Here is a 21,390-nt window from a genome sequence, read left to right as displayed (position 1 = left end):
AAAAATGATAAATATATTCTAGTACAAAAATAAATATTTTTATATTATATAAATAAAATTTAAATATTAAATAATATATTGATAATATCTCCTTCTTGTATATAATAATTTTTTCCTTCTATTCGATTTTTTCCCATTTTTTTAGAATTTTTTTCTCCATTACAAATAATAAAATCTGAAAATGAAATTACATTAGCTCTAATAAATCCTTTTTCCATATCACTATGTATTTTTCTTGCTGCAATTGTTATCTTAGAATTTTTTGGAATATTCCATGCTCTAATTTCTTTTTTTCCTACTGTAAAAAAAGTACATAAATTTAATAATTTATACCCTGATAGAATAATTTTATCTAATACTGATTGATATCTTTTTTTATTAGTTGTATTTAATAAATATTTTTTTTTATTATCATTAAAAAATTTTTTTTCTAATAAAATACATACAGGAATTAATTGAGAAAATTCTTTTTTACAAAATTCTATTAAATTTTTAATTTTTAAATTTTTTTTACTATCTTTTCCAATATTAGCAAGATAAAGAATAGGCTTTAAAGTAATAAATTTAAATTCGATTGATATTTTTTTTTCATTTTCATTTATCGATAAAGTTCGTAAAGCACCTTTTGTTTCTAAATGAGATAAAAATTTATTTAACAAATTTAACTTTTTCTGAAAAATATCAATATTTTTATTATTTTTTTTTTGAGTAACTATTTTATTAATATTTTTTTTACAAAGACTAATATCGGAAAAAATTAATTCCATATTAATTAGTTCTATATCACGTATTGGATCAATTTCTTGATATACATGAATAATTTTATCATCTTGAAAACACCTTACTACATGAATAATAGCATCTGTATTTCTAATATTGTCTAAAAATGCATTTCCTAAACCTTCACCTTTATAAGATCCTTTGATTAAACCAGCTATATCTACAAATTCCATTATAGTAGGTACTACTTTATCTGATTTAACAATATCATTTAATTGTTTTAAACGAATATCTTGTACAGAAACAATAGCTGTATTAGGTTTTATTGTACAAAATGGAAAATTTTCAGCAGAAACGTCTGAATTAGTTAATATATTAAATAAAGTCGATTTTCCTACATTAGGAAGTCCAACTAAACCACATTTAAAACCCATTTTTTTCCCTATAATAAAAATTATTACCTATACAAGATAAAAAATTTTTTAATTTAATTGATAAATACAAAAAAATCATTTATTTTTTTTTTTATTAAAAAAAAATCTTTTCTATTAGGTTTTGACAAAACAAAATTACATACTTGAGATACATGATCTGGTCTTCCAATACCGATTCGCAATCTGTTAAAAAAAATATTTTTATTTTTTTTTTTATAAAATTGTTTAAAAACTGTAATAATGCTTCTCAATCCATTATGTCCTCCACTACCCATAGAATATTTAAATTTTATTTCTCCTATTTTTAAATCTAAATCATCATGTACTATTAAAATATTTTTTAATGAAATATTAAAAATTTTTGAAACTAAAAAAACTGATTTTCCATTTTCATTCATATATATATTTGGAGTAATTATTTTAATATTTCTATTTTTTAAAAATACTTCTCCTATATATCCTAAAATCTTTTTTTTTCTATTAATTTAACTTCATTTAATTCTGCTAATTGTTGAACAAAAAAAGATCCTAAATTATGTCTGGAAAAAAAGTATTTTTTTCCTGGATTACCTAATCCAAAAATAACTTTTATATTTTTCATTAATATATTCCTTATTTAATTACTAGAAATATTATATAAATAAAATTTTTTTTATTTTTATTACAAATAAATATTTTTTTATATTATAATTTGTCACTATAATAAAATTTTTCAAATTGAATCATTGCTTCTTCCCAATTTAAAATATTCCAAAAAGATTGAATATAATCCAATTTTCGATTTCTATATTTTAAATAATAAGCATGTTCCCATAAATCCAAACATAAAATAGGATAACCAGAAAAACCAGTAATACTACTACTCATTAACGGATTATCTTGATTTTTATATGAATTTATTGATAATTTTCCTTTTTTAAACACTAAAAAAATCCAACCAGATCCAAAATGTTGCATAGATTTTTTTTCAAATTCTAATTTAAAATTATCAATAGATTGAAAATTTTTTTTTATTTGTTGTTTTAAATTTCCTGAAACAGTTGTTCCTATTTTTAATAATTTCCAAAAAAAACTATGATTAAAATGCCCTCCAGCATTATTTTGTAATAATACTGTATTATTTGATTTTATTTTATGTAATGATTTTAATAATTTTTCAATAGAAATATTAGAATAAATTTTTTCTTCTTTTAAAATTCTATTAGTATTATCTATATACGCTTGATGATGTTTTGTATGATGAATGAACATTGTTTCTGCATCAATGAAAGGTTCCAAAGCATTATACGCATAATTGATTTTTGGTAAATAATATTGCATGTAAAAATTCCTATATCAAATAAATATAAATTTTAAAAAATTTAATTTTTAATAAATAATGTTCTCTTTTTATTATATAATATAAAATACAAATTGCATAAAAATATTTATTTTATAAAAAAAATAATTAATAAAAAAAAAATGAAAATATATATTATTTTAAATATTCTATTATATTTATTTTTCATTATCTCTAAAAAAATTTTACTTACGAGAATAAAATGAATAAAAATAAAATTAAAAATTTACTAAATCAAAGATTCAGAAGTTTTTATCCAGTAGTTATTGATATTGAAACTAGTGGTTTTGATGCAAAAAATAATGCATTATTAGAAATCGCAGTTATTACTTTAAAAATGGATTCATTAGGTTGGCTACGTACAGAAAAAACAATTCATTTTCATATTCATCCTTTTTCAGGATCATGTATTGATCCTAACTCTCTAATATTTAATAAAATAGATCCATTTAATCCATTGAGAAAGGCAATTAGTGAAAAAAAAGCATTAAAAAAAATATTTGATCTGGTAAACAAAGGAATCAAAGAAGAAAAATGTAGTAAAGGAATAATTGTAGCTCATAACGCGATGTTTGATTATAATTTTTTAATGGCTGCAATCGAAAGAACTGGAATAAAAAAAAATCCTTTTCATCCTTTTGTCACTTTTGATACTGCAGCATTAAGCGGTTTAATATTAGGACAAACTGTTTTAGCTAAAGCATGTAAAAAAGCAGGTTTATGTTTTGATAATAGTCAAGCTCATTCTGCTTTATATGATACTATTAAAACAGCTAATCTTTTTTGCGAATTAGTTAATCGATTAAAAAAATTAGGAGGATGGCCTCTTTAAAATAATAAAAAATAAATATTTTTAAATACATTGAAAATGTATTATAATAATTTTTATTATATTTTATCTATTTTTTTTAAAAGCGTTATCTATAATTTTTTTTAATTCATTTTTTTCAACCATTTCTAATATAATATTACATCCTCCAATTAATTTTCCTGAAACCCATAATTGAGGAAAAGTTGGCCAATCAGAATATTTTGGTAGTTCTTTTCTAATATCAGGATGTTGTAAAATATCAACATAAGAAAAATTATCCGAACATGTTTTTAACGCTGTAACTGCTTGAGATGAAAATCCACAACTCGGATTATCAGGTGTTCCTTTTATATATATTAAAACAGGATTTTCTTGAATTTGTTTTTCAATTTTTTTTATAGTATTCATATTTTATCTTTTTTAATAAATTAATATTTAGTATAGAAAATTTTATAAAAATATTATATAATATTTTTTAAAAATAAAAAATAAATATTTTTATTTGCATAATAAAAGGGGTTGATATTTGGATTCGACAAAAATATCAAAAAATTTTAGGTGCATGCCGAGGATCGGTGGCCTCGATAAAAACCGTATAAATTAAATGCAAAAAAAAATCAGCAATACGCTTTAGCAGCTTAAAAAACTGTAAAAGGTCTTTATATCTATAAATAGTTTTCTCTTTTCTATGTAGAAAATAAAGATTTAATAATATAAATAAAGAGTTTCTTAAGAAAATTTCTTGATTTTCTTAATGAAAAAACTTTCAAGAAAAACATCTAAACATTTTACGTCTTATAATTTAATTAGAATGTTTTAAAAAAAATTATAGACTAAGCATGTAGTACCTAAATTATATAGAATTTTTGGACGCGGGTTCGAATCCCGCCAACTCCAAAAAAAAAAAAAAAAAAACTAACAATATTTTTATAATATAAAACTTGTATATAGTAAAAAAAATAATTCATATTAATTAAAAAATTTTTTTGACCAATTTAACTTAGATTTAAGAACATGAAAATAATTATATTCTTTAGGATGTATTAAATTAAAAGTATCTATACTTTTTCTGACAAATACTTTTTCTCCAGGTCGAACCTTTAAAACATTTTTTCCATCACAAGTGAGATGTATAAAATAATTAATTCCCGTTAATACAAAACAAATAAAACTATTTCCACTTACTACTAAAGGTCTAGCAGACAAACTATGAGGTAATATTGGAACTAAAACTATGGATTCTACCGAAGGTGTAATTATAGGACCACCTGCAGATAATGCATATCCCGTAGAACCTGTTGGAGTAGAAATAATTAATCCATCAGAATACTGAGAAAACGCAAAATGATCATCTATATAAACTTTAAAATTAATCATATTATCCATTTTCTTAGAATATAAAACTACTTCATTAACCGCTTTAAAAATCTTTGATTTTCTTTTTCCCCCTGTAACTCTTATTTCTAATAAAATTCTTTTTTCTAATTTATATTCTCCAGTTAAAATATTTTCTAATTGAAAAAAAAGTGTATCAGGTGTTATATCAGTTAAAAATCCAAATTTTCCCTTATTTATACCAATTATTTTTACATCATAAGAAGATAATATTCGAGAAGCACATAACATATTTCCGTCTCCTCCAATTACAATAACTAAATCACATATTTTTCCAATTTCTTCTATTTTTTTTATTTTTGCATTCAATAAATTTATTTTTTTAAAAATTGAACATTCTATATATACATCATATTTTCTTTTTGTTAACCATTGATATAATAACTTGTGTGTTTCAAACGAATTAATATTCCTAGGATGTCCAATAATTCCAATTTTTTTAAAATTATTTTTCATATATTATTTATTTCCTATTTTACAATGTATATTTAATTAAATATTTCTTAAACTTGAAAAAAAATTTTTATAACACCATAATGAATTAAAAATTTATAAAAACAATAAAATTTATAGGAAATTATTTATGAAACAACATGAAAATAAAAAAAATGAAGAAAAAATATTACAAAAACAAGAAAAATCAAAAGAAAAAAATAAAAAAAATGAAATTAAAACATTACAAAATCTAAATGAATATTTTTTAAAATTAGAAAAAAAAATAATAAATATTAAAATGAGAACACAAGCAAAAATAGAAAATATAGAAAAAGAAAAAAATAAAAAAATAGAAAAAATTAAATATGAAAATAAAAAAAAATTTTTTAAAAAAATATTGCCAATTATAGATATTCTAGAAAAAATATGTAACAAAAAATATAAATTACAAAAAAAAAACTTTTCATGTATTGAAGGTATTAAATTAATATATAAATCATTTTTAAACAACTTAAATAAATGTGATATATTTTTTTATGGAGAAAAAAATACTCAATATAATCCTAATATTCATAAAATTATTTCTTATAAAAAAACAGATCAAGTGAAAAAAAATCATATAACTTCTATAATTAAAAAAGGATATTTATTTAATAAAGAAATTTTACGAATATCTGAAGTTGAAGTTGCTCATCCAAATAAAAGTTCAAACAATGAAAAAAATAATTCTACCAAACAATAGGTTTTTTTCCTTCAGACAATAAAATACTATTTGATTTTGAGAAATGGCGACATCCAAAAAATCCTTTATAAGCAGATAATGGTGATGGATGTGACGCCTGTAAAATATAATGTTTCTGTGTATTAATATTTTTTACAACTTCATTAGCAAAATTTCCCCATAATAAAAAAATAACTCCTGTTAAATGTATGTTAATTATATCTATAATTTTATTTGTAAAATTTTTCCATCCGATATTGGCATGTGATCCTGGTTTATTTTCTTCTACTGTTAATATTCTATTTAATAAAAAAACACCTTGTTTAGCCCATTGATGTAAACATCCATGATTAGGTATATCAAAATCTCCTAAATCATTTTTTATTTCAATAAATATATTTCTTAATGAAAGAGGTATAAAAATATTTTTTTTAACTGAAAAAGCTAAACCATGAGCTTTATTATTAGAATAATAAGGATCTTGTCCAATAATAACTATTTTTATAGATGCTATAGGTGTCAAAGAAAAAACTTTAAAAATATTTTTATTAGAAGGATAAATTATTTTATTTTTACGCTCTTTATTAATATAAGAAATAATATTTAAAAAATATTTTTTTCTTTTTTCAGAGTACAATAAATCTTTCCAAGATATTAAATAATTCATTTATTATGATTTCCATAATTTAAAAAATTTTTATTTTCATCAATACAATCTTAATATATATTGTTTATGTCATTTTAATAAAAATTAAAAATAAAAAAATAATATCAAGGAATTAATATTATGGCATTAGTCACATTACCAGCTCCAAATTTTACCGCATCTGCTATTACAGGAGATGGAAAAATAATAAATAATTTTAATTTTAAAAAATATTCAATGGGATTTAATACAATTCTATTTTTTTGGCCTATGGATTTTACTTTTGTCTGCCCAACAGAATTAATAGAATTTAATAAATTATATTCTGAATTTGAAAAACGAAAAATAAAAATTATAGGTATTTCTTGTGATTCTGTTTTTGTACACCAAGCTTGGAGAAATACACCTATAAATCAAGGAGGAATAGGAAAAGTAAATTATACTATGGTTTCTGATATTAAAAGAAAAATACAAAAATTATATGAAATTGAACATCCAGAAATAGGAGTAGCTCTAAGAGCTTCATTTTTAATCGATAAAACTGGAATAGTTAGACATGAAACAATAAATGATTTACCTTTTGGTAGAAATATTCATGAAATAATTCGAATGACAGATGCTATAAATTTTTTTGAATCCAACAAGGAAGTATGTCCTGCTAATTGGAATAAAGGTGATGAAGGAATAGATCCTTCCTTAAAAGGTATAAAAAAATATTTTAAAAATAAATAATATTAATGTTTTCTTATATATAAATTCATAATAATATTATAAAAAAACAAAATAGAACCAGCGCAAATTTTTGTGCTGGTTTATATTTAAATAAATTATCTGAAAAATCAAATTTTTTTAAAAATATACTAATTGTTAAAAAATTTTGTTACTTACTTGTATATAACAAAAAATTTTTATTTGAAATAAAAATTTTTTATATAAACTCATCATCTTGCATATCATCATCTGAAAAATTTTCAAAAGAATTTTCATCATTCATATTATAGTTATCATTATCTTCAGTTTCAAATATTTCTTCTTCTGTATATCTTGTATTTTCTTCTGATTCGAAATCACTATTATCAGGATGAAATTCAGTAGAACTATTCACAGTATCATCATAATGATTAAAATCAGTATGCTTATCACTTTGAAATGCATTAGATATAATATTTCCTAAAACAACACCTCCCGCTACTCCTGCAGCAGTTTGTGCTACATTTCCTAAAAAACTACTTACCCCTCCACCTGAAACAGAATTATTAGGATTAGAATAATTATAATTAGGATTAGTATTATTCATATTATAATTAGGATTACTTTTTCTAGAATCATTTAAATCAGAACTACCTCTAATAAAACTTTTAGGGGTTGAATTATCTTTATCACCACCAGAACATTTTTTAAAAAAATTAGATAAAAAACCTGGTTTTTTAATATTTTTATTCATGTTTTTAATATCTTTTTCTAACTTAATAACTTTATCATTTAAATTATTAATAACACTTTCTTGAACTAATATAGTTTGAATAATATAATATGGAGAATTAGGATATTGTTTTAAAAAATTATTAATTAAATCTTCCGCTTCTTTATTTCTATCTGGAAATTGTTTTTCAGTATCTTTCAATCTATCAAATAGATTTTCCAACAATGTTTTTTCGTTTAATTTCATAACAAATTAACCTTATTTTTTAGAACAAAAAATTTATTTTTTAAAAAATCTCTAATTATTAATTTTAATATTTCAAATTAGTAAAATTTTTATTTAAAAAATTTTAAAAAAATAATTATAAGAATTTTAAAATTATTTTTATAATTTATTTTAATATGAAATAAAAATTTTTACTATAACAAAATTTTTTATTGTATTGATACAATACAAAATAATTTTATAAAAAAAATATAAAATAAAAATGAATAGAATTAATAATTTCTTTGAATACATTGAATAATTGAAATATGTTATAATTTTAAACTCAAAATTACTATCAGGTAAAAAAAAAAAGAGATTATTATCTTATGAAAAAAATAGCTAAAGAAATAATAAAAGTTGATATTGAAAAAGAATTAAAAACTTCTTATTTAGATTATGCAATGTCAGTAATTATTAGTCGAGCACTACCAGACGTTAGAGACGGATTAAAACCTGTTCATAGAAGAATATTATTTGCAATGTATGTTTTAGGAAATTTATGGAATAAACCATATAAAAAATCAGCTAGAATAGTAGGAGATGTAATTGGAAAATACCATCCTCATGGTGATTCAGCTGTATACGACACTATTGTACGAATGGCTCAACCTTTTTCGTTAAGATATGTATTAATAGATGGTCAAGGTAATTTTGGTTCAGTTGATGGTGATTCTGCAGCAGCCATGCGTTATACTGAAATTAGAATGTCAAAAATTTCTCAAGAATTATTAAAAGATCTTGATAAAAAAACAGTAAATTTTGTTTCTAATTATGATAGTACTGAATATATTCCAGAAATACTACCTACTACTATTCCAAATTTATTAATCAATGGATCTTCTGGAATTGCTGTAGGAATGGCTACAAATATTCCACCTCATAATTTAAATGAAGTAATTGATGCATGTTTAGCTGTTATAAAAAATAAAAAAATTTCTCTATCAGAAATCATGCAATATCTTCCTGGTCCTGATTTCCCTACATATGGAATTATACATGGAACATCTGGTATTCGAAAAGCTTATGAAACTGGAAAAGGGAAAATATGTATAAGAGCTCGTAGCAAAATACAAATTAGTAAAAAATCAAAAAAAGAAAAAATTATTATACATGAAATACCTTACCAAGTTAATAAAGCGCGTTTAATTGAAAAAATTGCAGAATTAGTTAAAGAAAAAAAAATAGAAGGAATTACAGCTTTAAGAGATGAATCAGATAAAGATGGAATGAGAATAGTCATTGAAATAAAAAGAGAATCAAGAGCAAAAATAGTTCTTAATCAACTATATTTATTAACTCAACTACAAATTTCTTTTGGAATTAATATGGTTGCTTTATATAAAAAACAACCAAAAACATTATCATTGCTAGATATATTAAATGCATTTATTAATCATAGAAAAGAAGTAGTATATAGAAAAAATTTATTTAAGTTAAAAAAATATTTTAAAAAATCAAATATATTAGAAGGAATTAGCATAGCTTTACATAATATTGATGAAATAATACTTTTAATTCAAAGTTCTTCTAATCCTAAATCTGCAAAAAAAATTCTTTTATCAAAAAAATGGGAAATAAAAAATTTATTAATTAAAAAAATAATTGAAGAAAAGAAACAATTACTATATAAATGGAAAAATAAAAATAAAAATATAAATATAAAATTTTTTTCTTTTTCTGAAGAACAAACAAAATCTATATTAGATCTAAAATTACAAAAAATAACTTCACTAGAACAAAAAAAAATTCTTGAAGATCACTCATTATTATTAAAAAAAATTAAAAATATCATTAAAATTTTAAAAAATACAAACTATATAACTGAAATTATAAAAGAAGATCTATACAATATAAAAAAAAAATTTGGTGATACCAGAAAAACTGAAATATGCAAAAACCCATCTGATATTAATATAGAAGATGTTATTACTAAAACAGATGTAGTAGTTACACTTTCTCATTCTGGATATGTAAAATATCAACCATTAAGTGATTATGAAGCACAAAAAAGAGGAGGAAAAGGAAAATCAGCAGTAAAAACAAAAGAAGAAGATTTCATAGAAAGTCTATTAGTTGCTAATACCCATGATACTATATTATGTTTTTCTAGTAGAGGTGTAATTTATTGGCTAAAAGTATATCAATTACCAGAAGCTAGTAGAAATGCAAGAGGAAGACCTATAATTAATTTGCTACCTTTAAATTCAAAAGAAAGAATTACTACAATATTATCTCTAAACGAATATAAAGATAATATAAATATTTTTATGGCTACACTAAAAGGAATGGTAAAAAAAACATCTTCATCTCTTTTTAAAAGACCTCGTAGTACAGGAATCATTGCTATTAACTTAAAAGATAATGATGAATTAATTGGAGTATCTCTTACTAATGGAAATGATACTGTTATGTTATTTACATCATTAGGAAAAGTAGTTCATTTTTCAGAAAAATCAGTTAGGAAAATGGGTAGAAATGCTTCAGGAGTAAGAGGAATAAAAATTAAACAAAAAGATAAAGTAGTATCTTTAATTATACCAGAAAATAATAAGGGAAACATTTTAACAGTAACGGAAAATGGATTTGGAAAACAAACTCAAACATCAGATTTTCCAATAAAATCAAGACCCACACAAGGAGTAATTGCTATCAAAACTACTAAAAAAAATGGAGTACTTATTGGAGCAATCCAAGTATTTAAAAATAATCAAATTATGATGATTACAAATGCTGGAACTTTAGTTAGAACTAGGATTTCTGAAATTGGAATTTTAAAAAGAAACACACAAGGGGTTATTCTAATTAGAACGATAAAAAATGAAAAAGTTGTAGCAGTACAAAAACTAAATTCTTTATATTAATATTTTAAAAATATTAATTATAACTTATCAAATAAAAAATTTTCTATATAAAATTAATTAATTATGTAAAAAAACAATATTTTTTTTAAATTAAAATAAAAATATTTTTTTTTTTTTTTTTGATTTTATATATAAAAATATTTAAATACAACTCTATAAAATACCTAATTTTGAAAATATTTTTTTTTTAAAATACTATTAATAAAAATAAATAATCGGATATATTGTATGAAACCAATTTTATTGGTCACGAAACGTGATGGTAAAAAAGAAAATTTTAAATTAGAAAAAATAAAAAAAATTCTAATCAAAGCTTCAAAAGGATTAAAAAATATCTCTATTTCTCAAGTATTTTTACGATCAAAAATGCAATTCTATAATGAAATCACAACAATTCATATTCATAAAACTATCATTAAATCTTCTGCAGACTTAATATCAGAAAAATGTTCAGAATACCAATATTTTTCTGCTAGATTAGCAATATTTTATTTAAGAAAAGAAGCATTCGGAAAATTTACACCACCTACATTATATGATCATGTTAAAAAATTAGTAAAAATAAAAAAATATGATTCTAATTTATTAAATTTTTATTCCAAACAAGAATTTAATGAAATGAACTCTTTTATCGATCATATGAGAGATATGAATTTTTCTTATTCTGCAGTAAAACAATTAGAAAATAAATATTTATTACAAAATAAGATAACTGGAAAAATATATGAAAGTGCACAATTTCTATATATTTTAATTTCAGCATGCTTGTTTTCTCAGTATCCTTCTACTACTCGTATGATTTATATTAAAAAATTTTATCATGCAATATCACAATTTAAGATATCTCTTCCTACACCTATTATGTCTGGATTACGAACACCTACAAAACAATTTAGTTCATGTGTACTAATAGAATGTGCCGATACATTACATTCAATTAACGCTACTGCTAGTTCAATTGTAAAATATGTTTCACAAAGAGCAGGTATTGGAATTAATGTTGGACAAATTAGAGCAATTGGTAGTTCAATACGAAATGGAGAAGCTTTTCATACAGGATGTATTCCTTTTTATAAATATTTTCAAAGCGCAGTAAAATCTTGTTCTCAAGGTGGAGTGAGAGGAGGAGCTGCTACTTTTTTTTATCCTATATGGCATTTAGAAGTAGAATCACTTTTAGTATTAAAAAATAACAGAGGAATAGAAGAAAACCGTGTTAGAAATGTAGATTATGGGGTACAAATCAACAAATTTATTTATCGAAGAATGATTTTAGGAAAAAAAATTACTTTGTTTAGTCCTAATGATGTACAAGATTTATATCAATCTTTTTTTTCAGATCAAAAAAGATTTGAATATCTGTACTTAAAATATGAAAAAAATTCTAAAATCAGAAAAAAAAAAATAAATTCTATTGATTTGTTTTCTTTAATGATGCAAGAAAGAACATCTACAGGCAGAATATATATTCAACATGTCGATCATTGTAACTCTCATAGTCCTTTTGATTGTAAAATCGCACCTATCAAACAATCTAATTTATGTTTAGAAATTTTATTACCAACTAAACCTTTAGATAGTACAAATGAAAAAATAGGAGAAATAGCATTATGTACTTTATCTGCATTAAATTTAGGTGCCATTAAAAATATTCAAGAAATACCTGAAATAACCAATTTGATAGTAAGAGCTCTTGATGCAGTATTAGATTATCAAAAATATCCTGTTGCAGCAGCAAAAAAAGGAGCTTTACAAAGAAGATCTTTAGGAATAGGTGTAATAAATTTTGCTTATTATCTTGCAAAAAATAATGTTCGTTATTCCGATGGAAGTGCTAATAATATTACACATAAAACATTTGAATATATACAATATTATCTATTAAAATCTTCATGCAAAATATCTCAAGAAAAAGGATCTTGTCCTCTTTTTCATGAAACAAATTACTATAAAGGAATTTTACCTATTGATACTTATAAAAAAAGTGTAGATGAAATTTGTACAGAACCTTTACATTTAGATTGGGAGTATCTTCGAAAAAAAATTAAAAAATATGGATTAAGAAATTCTACTTTATCTGCATTAATGCCATCAGAAACATCTTCTCAAATATCTAATGCAACAAATGGAATTGAACCTCCAAGAGGGTTTATTAGTATTAAAGCTTCAAAAGATGGAATGTTAAAACAAGTAGTTCCTGAATATGAAAAACTAAAAAATAATTATGAATTATTATGGGATTTACCAAATAATACAGGATATTTGCAACTTGCTGCGATTATGCAAAAATTTATTGATCAATCTATTTCAGTAAATACAAATTATGATCCACAAAAGTTTCCTAACAATAGGATACCTATGCAACAATTAATACAAGACCTTTTAACTGCATATAAATTGGGAATTAAAACCTTATATTATCAAAATACAAGAGATGGAGCAGGAGAATTTCAAAAAGAACTATATAAACAAGATAACCAATATCAAAATAAAAATTACAATTCCTGTGATGGAGATTCTTGTAATATATAAAAATAAAAAATTTAATCAAAGTATTTAATTTTACTATTTTAATTTTAGGTATAAATTTATGAAATATACTATATTTTCAAAAAAAAATAATAATCAATTACAAGAACCTATGTTTTTTGGTAACTCTATTAATATTTCTCGTTTTGATCAACAAAAATATATTATTTTTGAAAAACTAATAGAAAAACAACTATCATTTTTTTGGAGACCTGAAGAAATAGATTTATCCCAAGATAGAATTGATTTTAATAAATTATTAGAACATGAAAAACATATTTTTTTAAGTAATTTACAATATCAAACTTTATTAGATTCTATTCAAGGAAGAAGTCCTAATATTGCATTTTTACCTATTGTATCCATACCAGAATTAGAAACTTGGATTGAAACATGGTCTTTTTCAGAAACAATACATTCTAGATCTTATACACATATAATACGAAATATATTTCATTCTCCTAATATTATATTCAATAATATTATCGACAATGCATTTATTTGTAATAGATCAAAAGATATTGCGTATTATTATGATAGTTTAATTTATTCAATATATTCTTGGAATACATTAGGACAAGGAACATACTATATTAATAATAAAAAAATTTTTAATAATATAAATATTTTAAAAAAAAAATTATATCTATGTTTAATTAGTGTAAATGTATTAGAAGCAATAAGATTTTATGTTAGTTTTGCATGCTCCTTTGCATTTGCAGAACAAGAGATTATGGAAGGAAATGCTAAAATAATTCGATTAATAGCAAGAGATGAATCACTGCATTTAACAGGTACACAATACATAATCAATTTATTAAAAAACGAAAAAAAAGAAGAAATGCAAGAAATAGCGGATGAATGTAAAGAAGAATCCATTAAAATTTTTAAAAATGCAGTAGAACAAGAAAAAAAATGGGCAAAATATTTATTTAAAGATGGATCTATTTTAGGATTGAATAAAAAAATATTATATCAATATATAGAATACATTACTAACATAAGAATGAAAGCGATTGGATTAGATCCAATATTTTCTATTTTTACTAATCCTATTCCTTGGATTAATTTTTGGTTAAAATCAGATAAAGTACAATCAGCGCCTCAAGAAGTAGAAATCAATTCTTATTTAGTGAGTCAAATAGACTCTAATATAAATTTTAAAAAATTTAATACATTTAAATTATAATTTAACAATTCATTTATTAAAAAACTATTCATTTTTATTTTCAATTATTATTGAATACAAGTTACTGCAATAGTATAAACTATATCTTCTATAGAAGCTCCTCTAGATAAATCATTAACAGGTTTATTAATTCCTTGTAAAATTGGTCCTATACACACAATTTCAGAAGATCTTTGTACAGCTTTATAAGTAGTATTTGCTGTATCTAAATCAGGAAATATAAATATATTTGCTTTTCCTTTCAATACTGAATTTACTAATTTAATTTTACAGACTTTAGAAGATATTGCAGCATCATACTGAATAGGACCTTCGATTAATAAATCTGGTCTTATTTTTTTAACTATTTTTACAGCATTATAAACTTTTATCACATCAAAATGACTATTTTTTAAACATCCAGTAGAATATGAAATCATAGCAATTCTAGGTTTTACATTAAAAGAACAAGCTGTTTCAGCAGTTTGAATAGCAATTTCAGCTAATTGTGAAGACGTAGGATTAGGATTAATCGCACAATCTGAATATAATAAAATTTTATTTTTAAATAACATAAAAAAACAAGAGGATATTAATGAATATATCGGTTTACATTTTATTAATTGAAAAGAAGGTCGAATAATATCGGCTGTAGTATTTTCTATTCCTCCTACTAAACCGTCTGCTTCGTTATTTTTTAACATTAAATTAGCTAGTATAATATTATTTTTTAATAAAATTTTTGCTTGTATTTTATTTATTCCTTTAGATTTTCTTAATTTAATTAAAGTATTTATATATTTTTTTCTAATTTCCTTAGGATTAATTACTCGAATTCTATTTCCTAAATGAATTTTTTCTTTTTTTGCTATATTCATAATTATTTTAGGATCACCTAATAATATAGAATTAGAAATTTTTAATTTACTACAAATAGAAACTGCTTTAATAATATTAGGATTATTTCCTTCAGGAAAAATAATTTTCTTATTTTTTTTAGAAGATAAAATACGTAATTGAAATCTAAATGATAAAGAAGATATTTGATCTATAAATTTATTTTTATGTAAAAATATTTTTTTTGAATTAATATACTTAGAATAAGTATGTATTTGTTTTAAAATATTATTTTGTGTTTGATCTAAAAAATTAAAATTAAATTTTTGCAAAACATTACATACTTCTAATATAAAAAATTTAGTATATAAAATATCAGTATAAGAATTTTTTATATAATCAATATTATTTATAATATTCATCTTGAGATATTTACTATTAGTAAATAAAATTATTGCATTAATTTTTTTTTTTTTTATCCATAAAACAACTGTTTTTATATCATTAATACAAGTCAGATCAATAATTAATAAAGTATTATCTTCGATTGAAATATTTTGAATTTTTTCGCTCTGTATAACATATATATTTGTAATATATTGCATTTTAATACAATTTTGAAAAATAAATTTTGCACATAATAATTTTATAAGAAAATATACTGGTATATATTTTTTTTGTAAATTAAAATTATGCATTCCTAAAATAGGAATAGAACTTGTATTAATTAAAAATTTATTCTTCTGAATAAATGATTCAATATTTTTTTTTTCTAAATTACTATTCATACATAAAATATTTTTTTGTAAATATTTTTTTTTATTTTTAAAAATATTAAAAATAATTCCTATTATATTCAATTTATGGATTAAAAAATATTTTTTATATATTTTAGATATATACTTTTCTAAAACTATTTTTTTTGACACATGTACAGAATTTAAAAAAATTATTTCTGCATTAATATTTTTTGCTATTTCTAAATTAATAGAATAGTTAATATCTTCAATACTTTTTATAGGAATTCCTGTAATTATTGTAACTATATTTTTTTTTTTTATACAAGAATAATACCTTTCCAAAATTAAAAAAACATATTTTTCAAATTTTTCTATAGAAATATTGTTTTGTAATATTTTATTTATTTGTATAGGATCAATTAAATTAATTTTACATTTTAAAAATTTTAAAATAGATAAAAATTTTTTATTATATAAAGAAAAATTTTTATTTAAAACAATAGGATTAAAAAAATATATTTCTTTAAATTTTTTACAAATAATATTTAATACTACAAGATTAATTAATGTAAAGTCACAATCACTACTTAATGGTATTAACATAATAGTTTTAATCATTTTTTTCCTATATTGATTTATTGAAAAAAATATTTTAAATAATATTATTTTTTTCTATTTGCATATATTAAACTCCATGCTTCCCTAGCTATTTCTAATTCTTCTTCTGTTTTAATAACTAATATAGGAATACTATTTTTTGCATTAATAAAATAATTTATTTTTTTTTTTAAATTTTTATTTTTTTTATCATCTAATTTAAACCCTAAATTCAATAATCTAAAAATAGTGTTAGATCGAATTAAACAAGAATTTTCTCCAATACCACCTGTAAATATTAATCCATCTAATTTTTCTTTCATTAAACACATATAACTAGATATATACTTTGCTAATCTTCTACAAAAAATATTAATAGATAATTCAAATTTTTTATCTTCTGAATATGCATTAATAATTTTTCTACAATCACTTTCTTTTTCATTAATTCCTAATAAACCAGATTTATTTATTAAAGTATTTTCAATTTCCTTAATATTCATTTTTAATTTATTAAACATAAAAAAAATAATAGAAGGATCAATATCACCGCTTCTAGTACCCATAACTAAACCTTCTAAAGGAGTTAATCCCATTGATGTATCTATTGAAATTCCATTTGCAATAGCAGTTACAGAAGCTCCATTACCTAAATGACAACTAATAATATTTAATTTTTTTATTGATTTATTTAAAATTTCTGAAGATTTAGAAACAATATATTTATGACTAATTCCATGAGCACCATAACGTCTAATATTATATAAAGAATACATTTTATAAGGAATCGCATAAAGGTATGATTCTTTTTGTATCGTTTGATGAAAACTAGTATCAAATACACCTATATTAAAATTTGATAAATTCGGTAATTCTTGTATAGAAATATTTATTCCTAATAAATTTATAGGATTATGTAGTGGAGCAAAATGGGATATTTTATTAATATAATGAATATTTTTTTTATTTAAAAAAATTGCTTTTTTAATCTTGGTACCACCATGTACAATTCTATGTCCTATACCGATTAAGGATTTACTAATTTTTATTTCCTTAAAAATTATTTTTCTAAATAAAAATTTTAAAAGACTTTTATATGAATTATTTTTTTTAAAATATTTACAATATTTTTTTTTATTATTTGTTATCCATTTTGCATTCGATTCATTCGATCCAATAGATTCTATTATACCAGATAAAAATTTTTTATTGGTATAACATTGAAAAATACTAAATTTTATAGAAGAACTACCACAGTTTAAAACTAAAATTGAATCTTTTAACATTGTTATTATCCAAAATAAAAAAATTTTTAAATTTATAAGAAACGATAATAATTAAATAAATAGTAATAAAAATTATTTTTGTAATTTATTAATATATATATTATATATTTTTATTAAAAATAAATTTTATATAAAATTAAAAATTAATATTAATATTATTTTCTAATGAAAAATATTTTTTTTTTTCTGAATCATATGTACTTGCATTTTAATAATTTCACTAAGAGGATCTTCTGGACAATGTTCAATAAAATAAATTAAATCAGATACAGCAATATGATTGCAATCTAAATGAGAATATATTAATCCTCTATCTCTTATTTCATAAGGATCTTGAGGATTAATTTCTACTAATACATTACTAATTTTCAAAGCTAAAGTTAATTTTTTTTCTTCTATTAATGCTAATTTTAATGAATTAAGAATTTTACAAATTAGTACAAATGAATTCACTTCTTTTAAATCTTTTTTATCTAAAAAAGTAGTTGAACTAATATGACCCTTCAACCATAAATCTAATAAATTTTTACTTATAATTTCTCCATTAAAAGGATTTATAAATATATTTTTTTTACTATCTTTATTTTTAAACTGAAGTATCAATTGAGTAGGAAAAATTATAGGAATTAATTTTATTTGTAATTTATTTGCAATATGCATTAATATTATCCCTAATGAAAGAGCTGTTCCTTTTTTATTTTGTAAAACTTTATCAATCCATAAAACATCAGAAATCTTATATAATCCAGTAGCACTTCCATATTTCCAATCAATATAAAAAATATGTAATAATTTTTTTAATTTATAAAAACAATTCAATTGATTTGATATATTTAATTTTATTTTTTCAATTTTTTCATTTAAATCTAACTGAACACTATCTTTTTTAAAATTTTTATTAATATATTCAAACACATCAATAATAGAATCACAAATAGATGAATCAGAAGATTTTATTTTTTTTACTAAAGATTGCATAATTCTCCTTGTAAGAATTAAAATTAAGTTTATTAAATATATATTTTTAATAAAAAATAAACTTATTGAATACATATAATAAATATATTTTTTTTATATCAAAACTAATTTTTTATATATTGACCTATTGTCACTCTGTCAATTCCATTGTTATCACAGACTGTTAATAAATTTACAAAATTATTTAATAATAATTGATTTTGTACTAATATTTTTTGTTTCCAACCATGTTCTATAATTATCCATCCGTTAGGATATAAATAATTAGGAGAATATTGAATAATATGTTCTATATCTTGCATTCCTTTATTATTAGAAAATAAAGCACGCGCTGGTTCAAAAAATACACCTTGTGGTAACATTTTTTTTTCATGTATTCCAATATAAGGTGGATTACTAACAATAATATCAAATTTTTTTTTTCCAATGTTAGAAAACCAATTACTTAAAAAAAATCGTACATTTTTTATATTTAAATTGACAGCATTTTTTTTTGCTACTTTAATTGCAAATTTACAAATATCAATTCCAATAACACTACATTTAGAACGATTTTTAGCTATAGCTAATGCAATAGCTCCAGATCCTGTTCCCAAATCTAATATTTTTTTTTTCTCTGAATGTTTAACATATGAAAATAATATATTAATTAAAATTTCTGTATCCATTCTAGGAATAAAAACATATTTATTAATATACAATTTTAAAGACCAAAAATATTTAAAATTTGTAATATAAGGAATCGGTTCTTGATTGATTCTTCTTTCTAACGCATAATTTAATTTAATTATTTGTTTTTTTTTTAAAATTTTATTTGGAAAAATAAATATCCAATATTGAGGTTTATTTAATATACAACTTAATAAATATATTATATCATTTTTATTAATATTATTTTTTTTTAACTTACTAAAACTTTTATATAACCAATCACATAATTTCATTTATTTTTTTTAGATAATTCGTATAATTTATCAGCTTGATATTCTTGAATAATTGGATTAATTAAAATATCTAATTTTCCATTTAATACTTCATTTAAACAATGAACAGTAAGATTAATTCTATGATCCGTAATTCTATTATTAGGATAATTATAAGTTCTATTTCTATCTGATCTAGAACCTGTTCCTAATAAATTTCGACGAATTTCTGCATTCTCTTCATGCATTTTAGATTTTTCAAATGCTTGAATACGAGCTAATAAAACTGATAATGCTTTAGATTTATTTTTATGCTGCGATCTTTCATCTTGACATTCAACTACTTGACCGGTAGGAATGTGAGTAATACGAATTGCAGAATCAGTAGTATTTACATGTTGCCCTCCTGCACCAGAAGATCTGAAAGTATCAATTTTTAAATCATTTAAATTAATATCAATATTTTTTTCACAATCATCTTTTACTGGCATTACTGCAACTGTACATGTAGAAGTATGTATCCTACCTTGTGTTTCTGTCTTAGGTATTCTTTGTACTCTATGACCACCTGATTCAAATTTTAATTTTCTCATAACTTTTTTTCCAGAAATTTTAATGATAATTTCTTTAAATCCTCCTTTATCTCCTTTATGTATGTTAATTATGTCTACATTCCATAATTTTGTTTCAGAATATTTCATATACATTTTAAATAAATCACCTGCAAAAATCGCTGATTCATCTCCTCCTGTACCCGCTCTGATTTCAAGATAACAGTTATATTTATCATCAGGATCAGTAGGAACCATTAAATATTCTATTTTTTTTTCTAATTTTTTATTTTCTAAATTTAATATTTTATATTCCTTTTCTGCTTCTTTACACATTTCAATGTCTTGCATTAACAATTTAACTTCCTTTATTTCTTTTTTATTTTTTTTCCATTTTTTGAAACAAGCGATTAAATCAGATAAATTATCATATTCTTTCGAACATTCTCGATATTTTTTTTTATTAAAAATAACATTTTTTGCAGATAAAATTTTTTCTAATTCTTGAAAACGAAAATACAAATTCTCTAACTTTAAAAAAATTGTTTTTTTCATTTTTGTACACTATTTTAAGTTTAAAAATAAAATTATTTACTAATAATATATTAAATTTTCTTATAAAAATTATATTTAAAAATATTTTAACATTAAAAAATCGATTAATCATAATAATTATTATTTTTTTTTAATAAAATTTAAAAAAAATTCTATTACAAATAGTAATATAAT

The 21,390-nt window shown here is 21.2% G+C and carries 19 protein-coding genes and 1 other RNA gene; 7 read left to right on the top strand and 13 right to left on the bottom strand.

Annotated features, from left to right (window positions below):
• Positions 1-59: 59 nt before the first annotated feature.
• From ychF to RJU59_RS00765, 4 genes are all read right to left on the bottom strand, one after another.
• A complete protein-coding gene (gene ychF / locus RJU59_RS00780) occupies positions 60-1,154 on the bottom strand; it encodes a redox-regulated ATPase YchF (RefSeq protein ID WP_343155249.1) in 1,095 nt (364 codons plus the stop codon).
• A gap of 53 nt (positions 1,155-1,207) precedes the next feature.
• Positions 1,208-1,570, bottom strand: a complete 363-nt coding sequence (gene pth, locus RJU59_RS00775; RefSeq protein WP_343128805.1) for an aminoacyl-tRNA hydrolase — start codon at positions 1,568-1,570, stop codon at positions 1,208-1,210.
• Positions 1,571-1,614: 44 nt separating this feature from the next.
• A complete protein-coding gene (locus RJU59_RS00770; RefSeq protein WP_343128741.1) occupies positions 1,615-1,755 on the bottom strand; it encodes a hypothetical protein in 141 nt (46 codons plus the stop codon).
• 83 nt (positions 1,756-1,838) lie between these two features.
• Positions 1,839-2,474 (bottom strand): Fe-Mn family superoxide dismutase, encoded by a 636-nt coding sequence (locus RJU59_RS00765; RefSeq protein ID WP_343155248.1) that lies wholly within the window; start codon positions 2,472-2,474, stop codon positions 1,839-1,841.
• A gap of 221 nt (positions 2,475-2,695) precedes the next feature.
• Here RJU59_RS00765 and rnt point away from each other — a divergent pair, with 221 nt between their 5' ends.
• Positions 2,696-3,325 carry a ribonuclease T gene (rnt, locus tag RJU59_RS00760; RefSeq protein WP_343128739.1) on the top strand — a complete coding sequence of 210 codons (630 nt, stop codon included), beginning with the start codon at positions 2,696-2,698 and terminating at the stop codon, positions 3,323-3,325.
• A gap of 63 nt (positions 3,326-3,388) precedes the next feature.
• Here the strand turns inward: rnt and grxD are convergent, their stop codons facing one another.
• The gene (gene grxD / locus RJU59_RS00755; RefSeq protein WP_343155247.1) at positions 3,389-3,712 is read right to left on the bottom strand and encodes a Grx4 family monothiol glutaredoxin; all 324 of its coding nucleotides are present in this window, start codon (positions 3,710-3,712) and stop codon (positions 3,389-3,391) included.
• 107 nt (positions 3,713-3,819) lie between these two features.
• Here grxD and ssrA point away from each other — a divergent pair.
• Positions 3,820-4,204, top strand: a transfer-messenger RNA (tmRNA) gene (ssrA, locus tag RJU59_RS00750).
• A 69-nt stretch (positions 4,205-4,273) separates the two neighbouring features.
• Here the strand turns inward: ssrA and nadK are convergent.
• Complete coding sequence (gene nadK / locus RJU59_RS00745; RefSeq protein WP_343155246.1) at positions 4,274-5,155, bottom strand: NAD(+) kinase; 882 nt, start codon at positions 5,153-5,155, stop codon at positions 4,274-4,276.
• A 127-nt stretch (positions 5,156-5,282) separates the two neighbouring features.
• Here nadK and RJU59_RS00740 point away from each other — a divergent pair, with 127 nt between their 5' ends.
• Positions 5,283-5,876: a nucleotide exchange factor GrpE gene (locus RJU59_RS00740; RefSeq protein WP_343155245.1), complete on the top strand. Its 594-nt coding sequence runs from the start codon at positions 5,283-5,285 to the stop codon at positions 5,874-5,876.
• Here RJU59_RS00740 and ung read toward each other — a convergent pair.
• Positions 5,863-6,522 (bottom strand): uracil-DNA glycosylase, encoded by a 660-nt coding sequence (gene ung, locus RJU59_RS00735; protein ID WP_343155244.1) that lies wholly within the window; start codon positions 6,520-6,522, stop codon positions 5,863-5,865. The genes RJU59_RS00740 and ung overlap by 14 nt on opposite strands.
• 120 nt (positions 6,523-6,642) lie before the next feature.
• On the opposite strand from ung, the gene RJU59_RS00730 reads away from it, so the two are divergent.
• Positions 6,643-7,233, top strand: a complete 591-nt coding sequence (locus tag RJU59_RS00730) for a redoxin domain-containing protein (RefSeq protein ID WP_343128734.1) — start codon at positions 6,643-6,645, stop codon at positions 7,231-7,233.
• A 196-nt stretch (positions 7,234-7,429) separates the two neighbouring features.
• Here the strand turns inward: RJU59_RS00730 and RJU59_RS00725 are convergent, their stop codons facing one another.
• Positions 7,430-8,170 (bottom strand): DUF2076 domain-containing protein, encoded by a 741-nt coding sequence (locus RJU59_RS00725; protein ID WP_343155243.1) that lies wholly within the window; start codon positions 8,168-8,170, stop codon positions 7,430-7,432.
• A gap of 347 nt (positions 8,171-8,517) precedes the next feature.
• On the opposite strand from RJU59_RS00725, the gene gyrA reads away from it, so the two are divergent.
• From gyrA to nrdB, 3 genes are all read left to right on the top strand, one after another.
• On the top strand, positions 8,518-11,052 hold the full coding sequence (gyrA, locus tag RJU59_RS00720) for a DNA topoisomerase (ATP-hydrolyzing) subunit A (RefSeq protein WP_343155242.1): 2,535 nt from the start codon (positions 8,518-8,520) through the stop codon (positions 11,050-11,052).
• A gap of 228 nt (positions 11,053-11,280) precedes the next feature.
• Positions 11,281-13,584, top strand: a complete 2,304-nt coding sequence (gene nrdA / locus RJU59_RS00715) for a class 1a ribonucleoside-diphosphate reductase subunit alpha (RefSeq protein ID WP_343155241.1) — start codon at positions 11,281-11,283, stop codon at positions 13,582-13,584.
• 58 nt (positions 13,585-13,642) lie between these two features.
• Positions 13,643-14,770 carry a class Ia ribonucleoside-diphosphate reductase subunit beta gene (gene nrdB / locus RJU59_RS00710; protein WP_343155240.1) on the top strand — a complete coding sequence of 376 codons (1,128 nt, stop codon included), beginning with the start codon at positions 13,643-13,645 and terminating at the stop codon, positions 14,768-14,770.
• Positions 14,771-14,817: 47 nt separating this feature from the next.
• Here the strand turns inward: nrdB and pta are convergent, their stop codons facing one another.
• From pta to prfA, 5 genes are all read right to left on the bottom strand, one after another.
• Positions 14,818-16,944: a phosphate acetyltransferase gene (gene pta / locus RJU59_RS00705; RefSeq protein ID WP_343155239.1), complete on the bottom strand. Its 2,127-nt coding sequence runs from the start codon at positions 16,942-16,944 to the stop codon at positions 14,818-14,820.
• A gap of 44 nt (positions 16,945-16,988) precedes the next feature.
• Positions 16,989-18,209: an acetate/propionate family kinase gene (locus RJU59_RS00700; protein WP_428994328.1), complete on the bottom strand. Its 1,221-nt coding sequence runs from the start codon at positions 18,207-18,209 to the stop codon at positions 16,989-16,991.
• A 162-nt stretch (positions 18,210-18,371) separates the two neighbouring features.
• The gene (locus tag RJU59_RS00695; protein WP_343128728.1) at positions 18,372-19,187 is read right to left on the bottom strand and encodes a tetratricopeptide repeat protein; all 816 of its coding nucleotides are present in this window, start codon (positions 19,185-19,187) and stop codon (positions 18,372-18,374) included.
• 104 nt (positions 19,188-19,291) lie between these two features.
• The gene (gene prmC / locus RJU59_RS00690) at positions 19,292-20,131 is read right to left on the bottom strand and encodes a peptide chain release factor N(5)-glutamine methyltransferase (RefSeq protein ID WP_343155238.1); all 840 of its coding nucleotides are present in this window, start codon (positions 20,129-20,131) and stop codon (positions 19,292-19,294) included.
• Entirely contained in the window at positions 20,128-21,216 is a 1,089-nt protein-coding gene (gene prfA, locus RJU59_RS00685) for a peptide chain release factor 1 (protein WP_343128726.1), read from the bottom strand. Before prfA ends, prmC begins: the two co-directional genes overlap by 4 nt.
• Between the last annotated feature and the right edge of the window lie 174 nt (positions 21,217-21,390).

Origin of the sequence: Buchnera aphidicola (Kurisakia onigurumii), from assembly GCF_039394605.1 — a bacterium.
GTDB classification, from domain to species: Bacteria; Pseudomonadota; Gammaproteobacteria; order Enterobacterales; family Enterobacteriaceae; genus Buchnera_I; species Buchnera_I aphidicola_B.
This window is presented reverse-complemented; position numbering and strand designations above follow the sequence as displayed.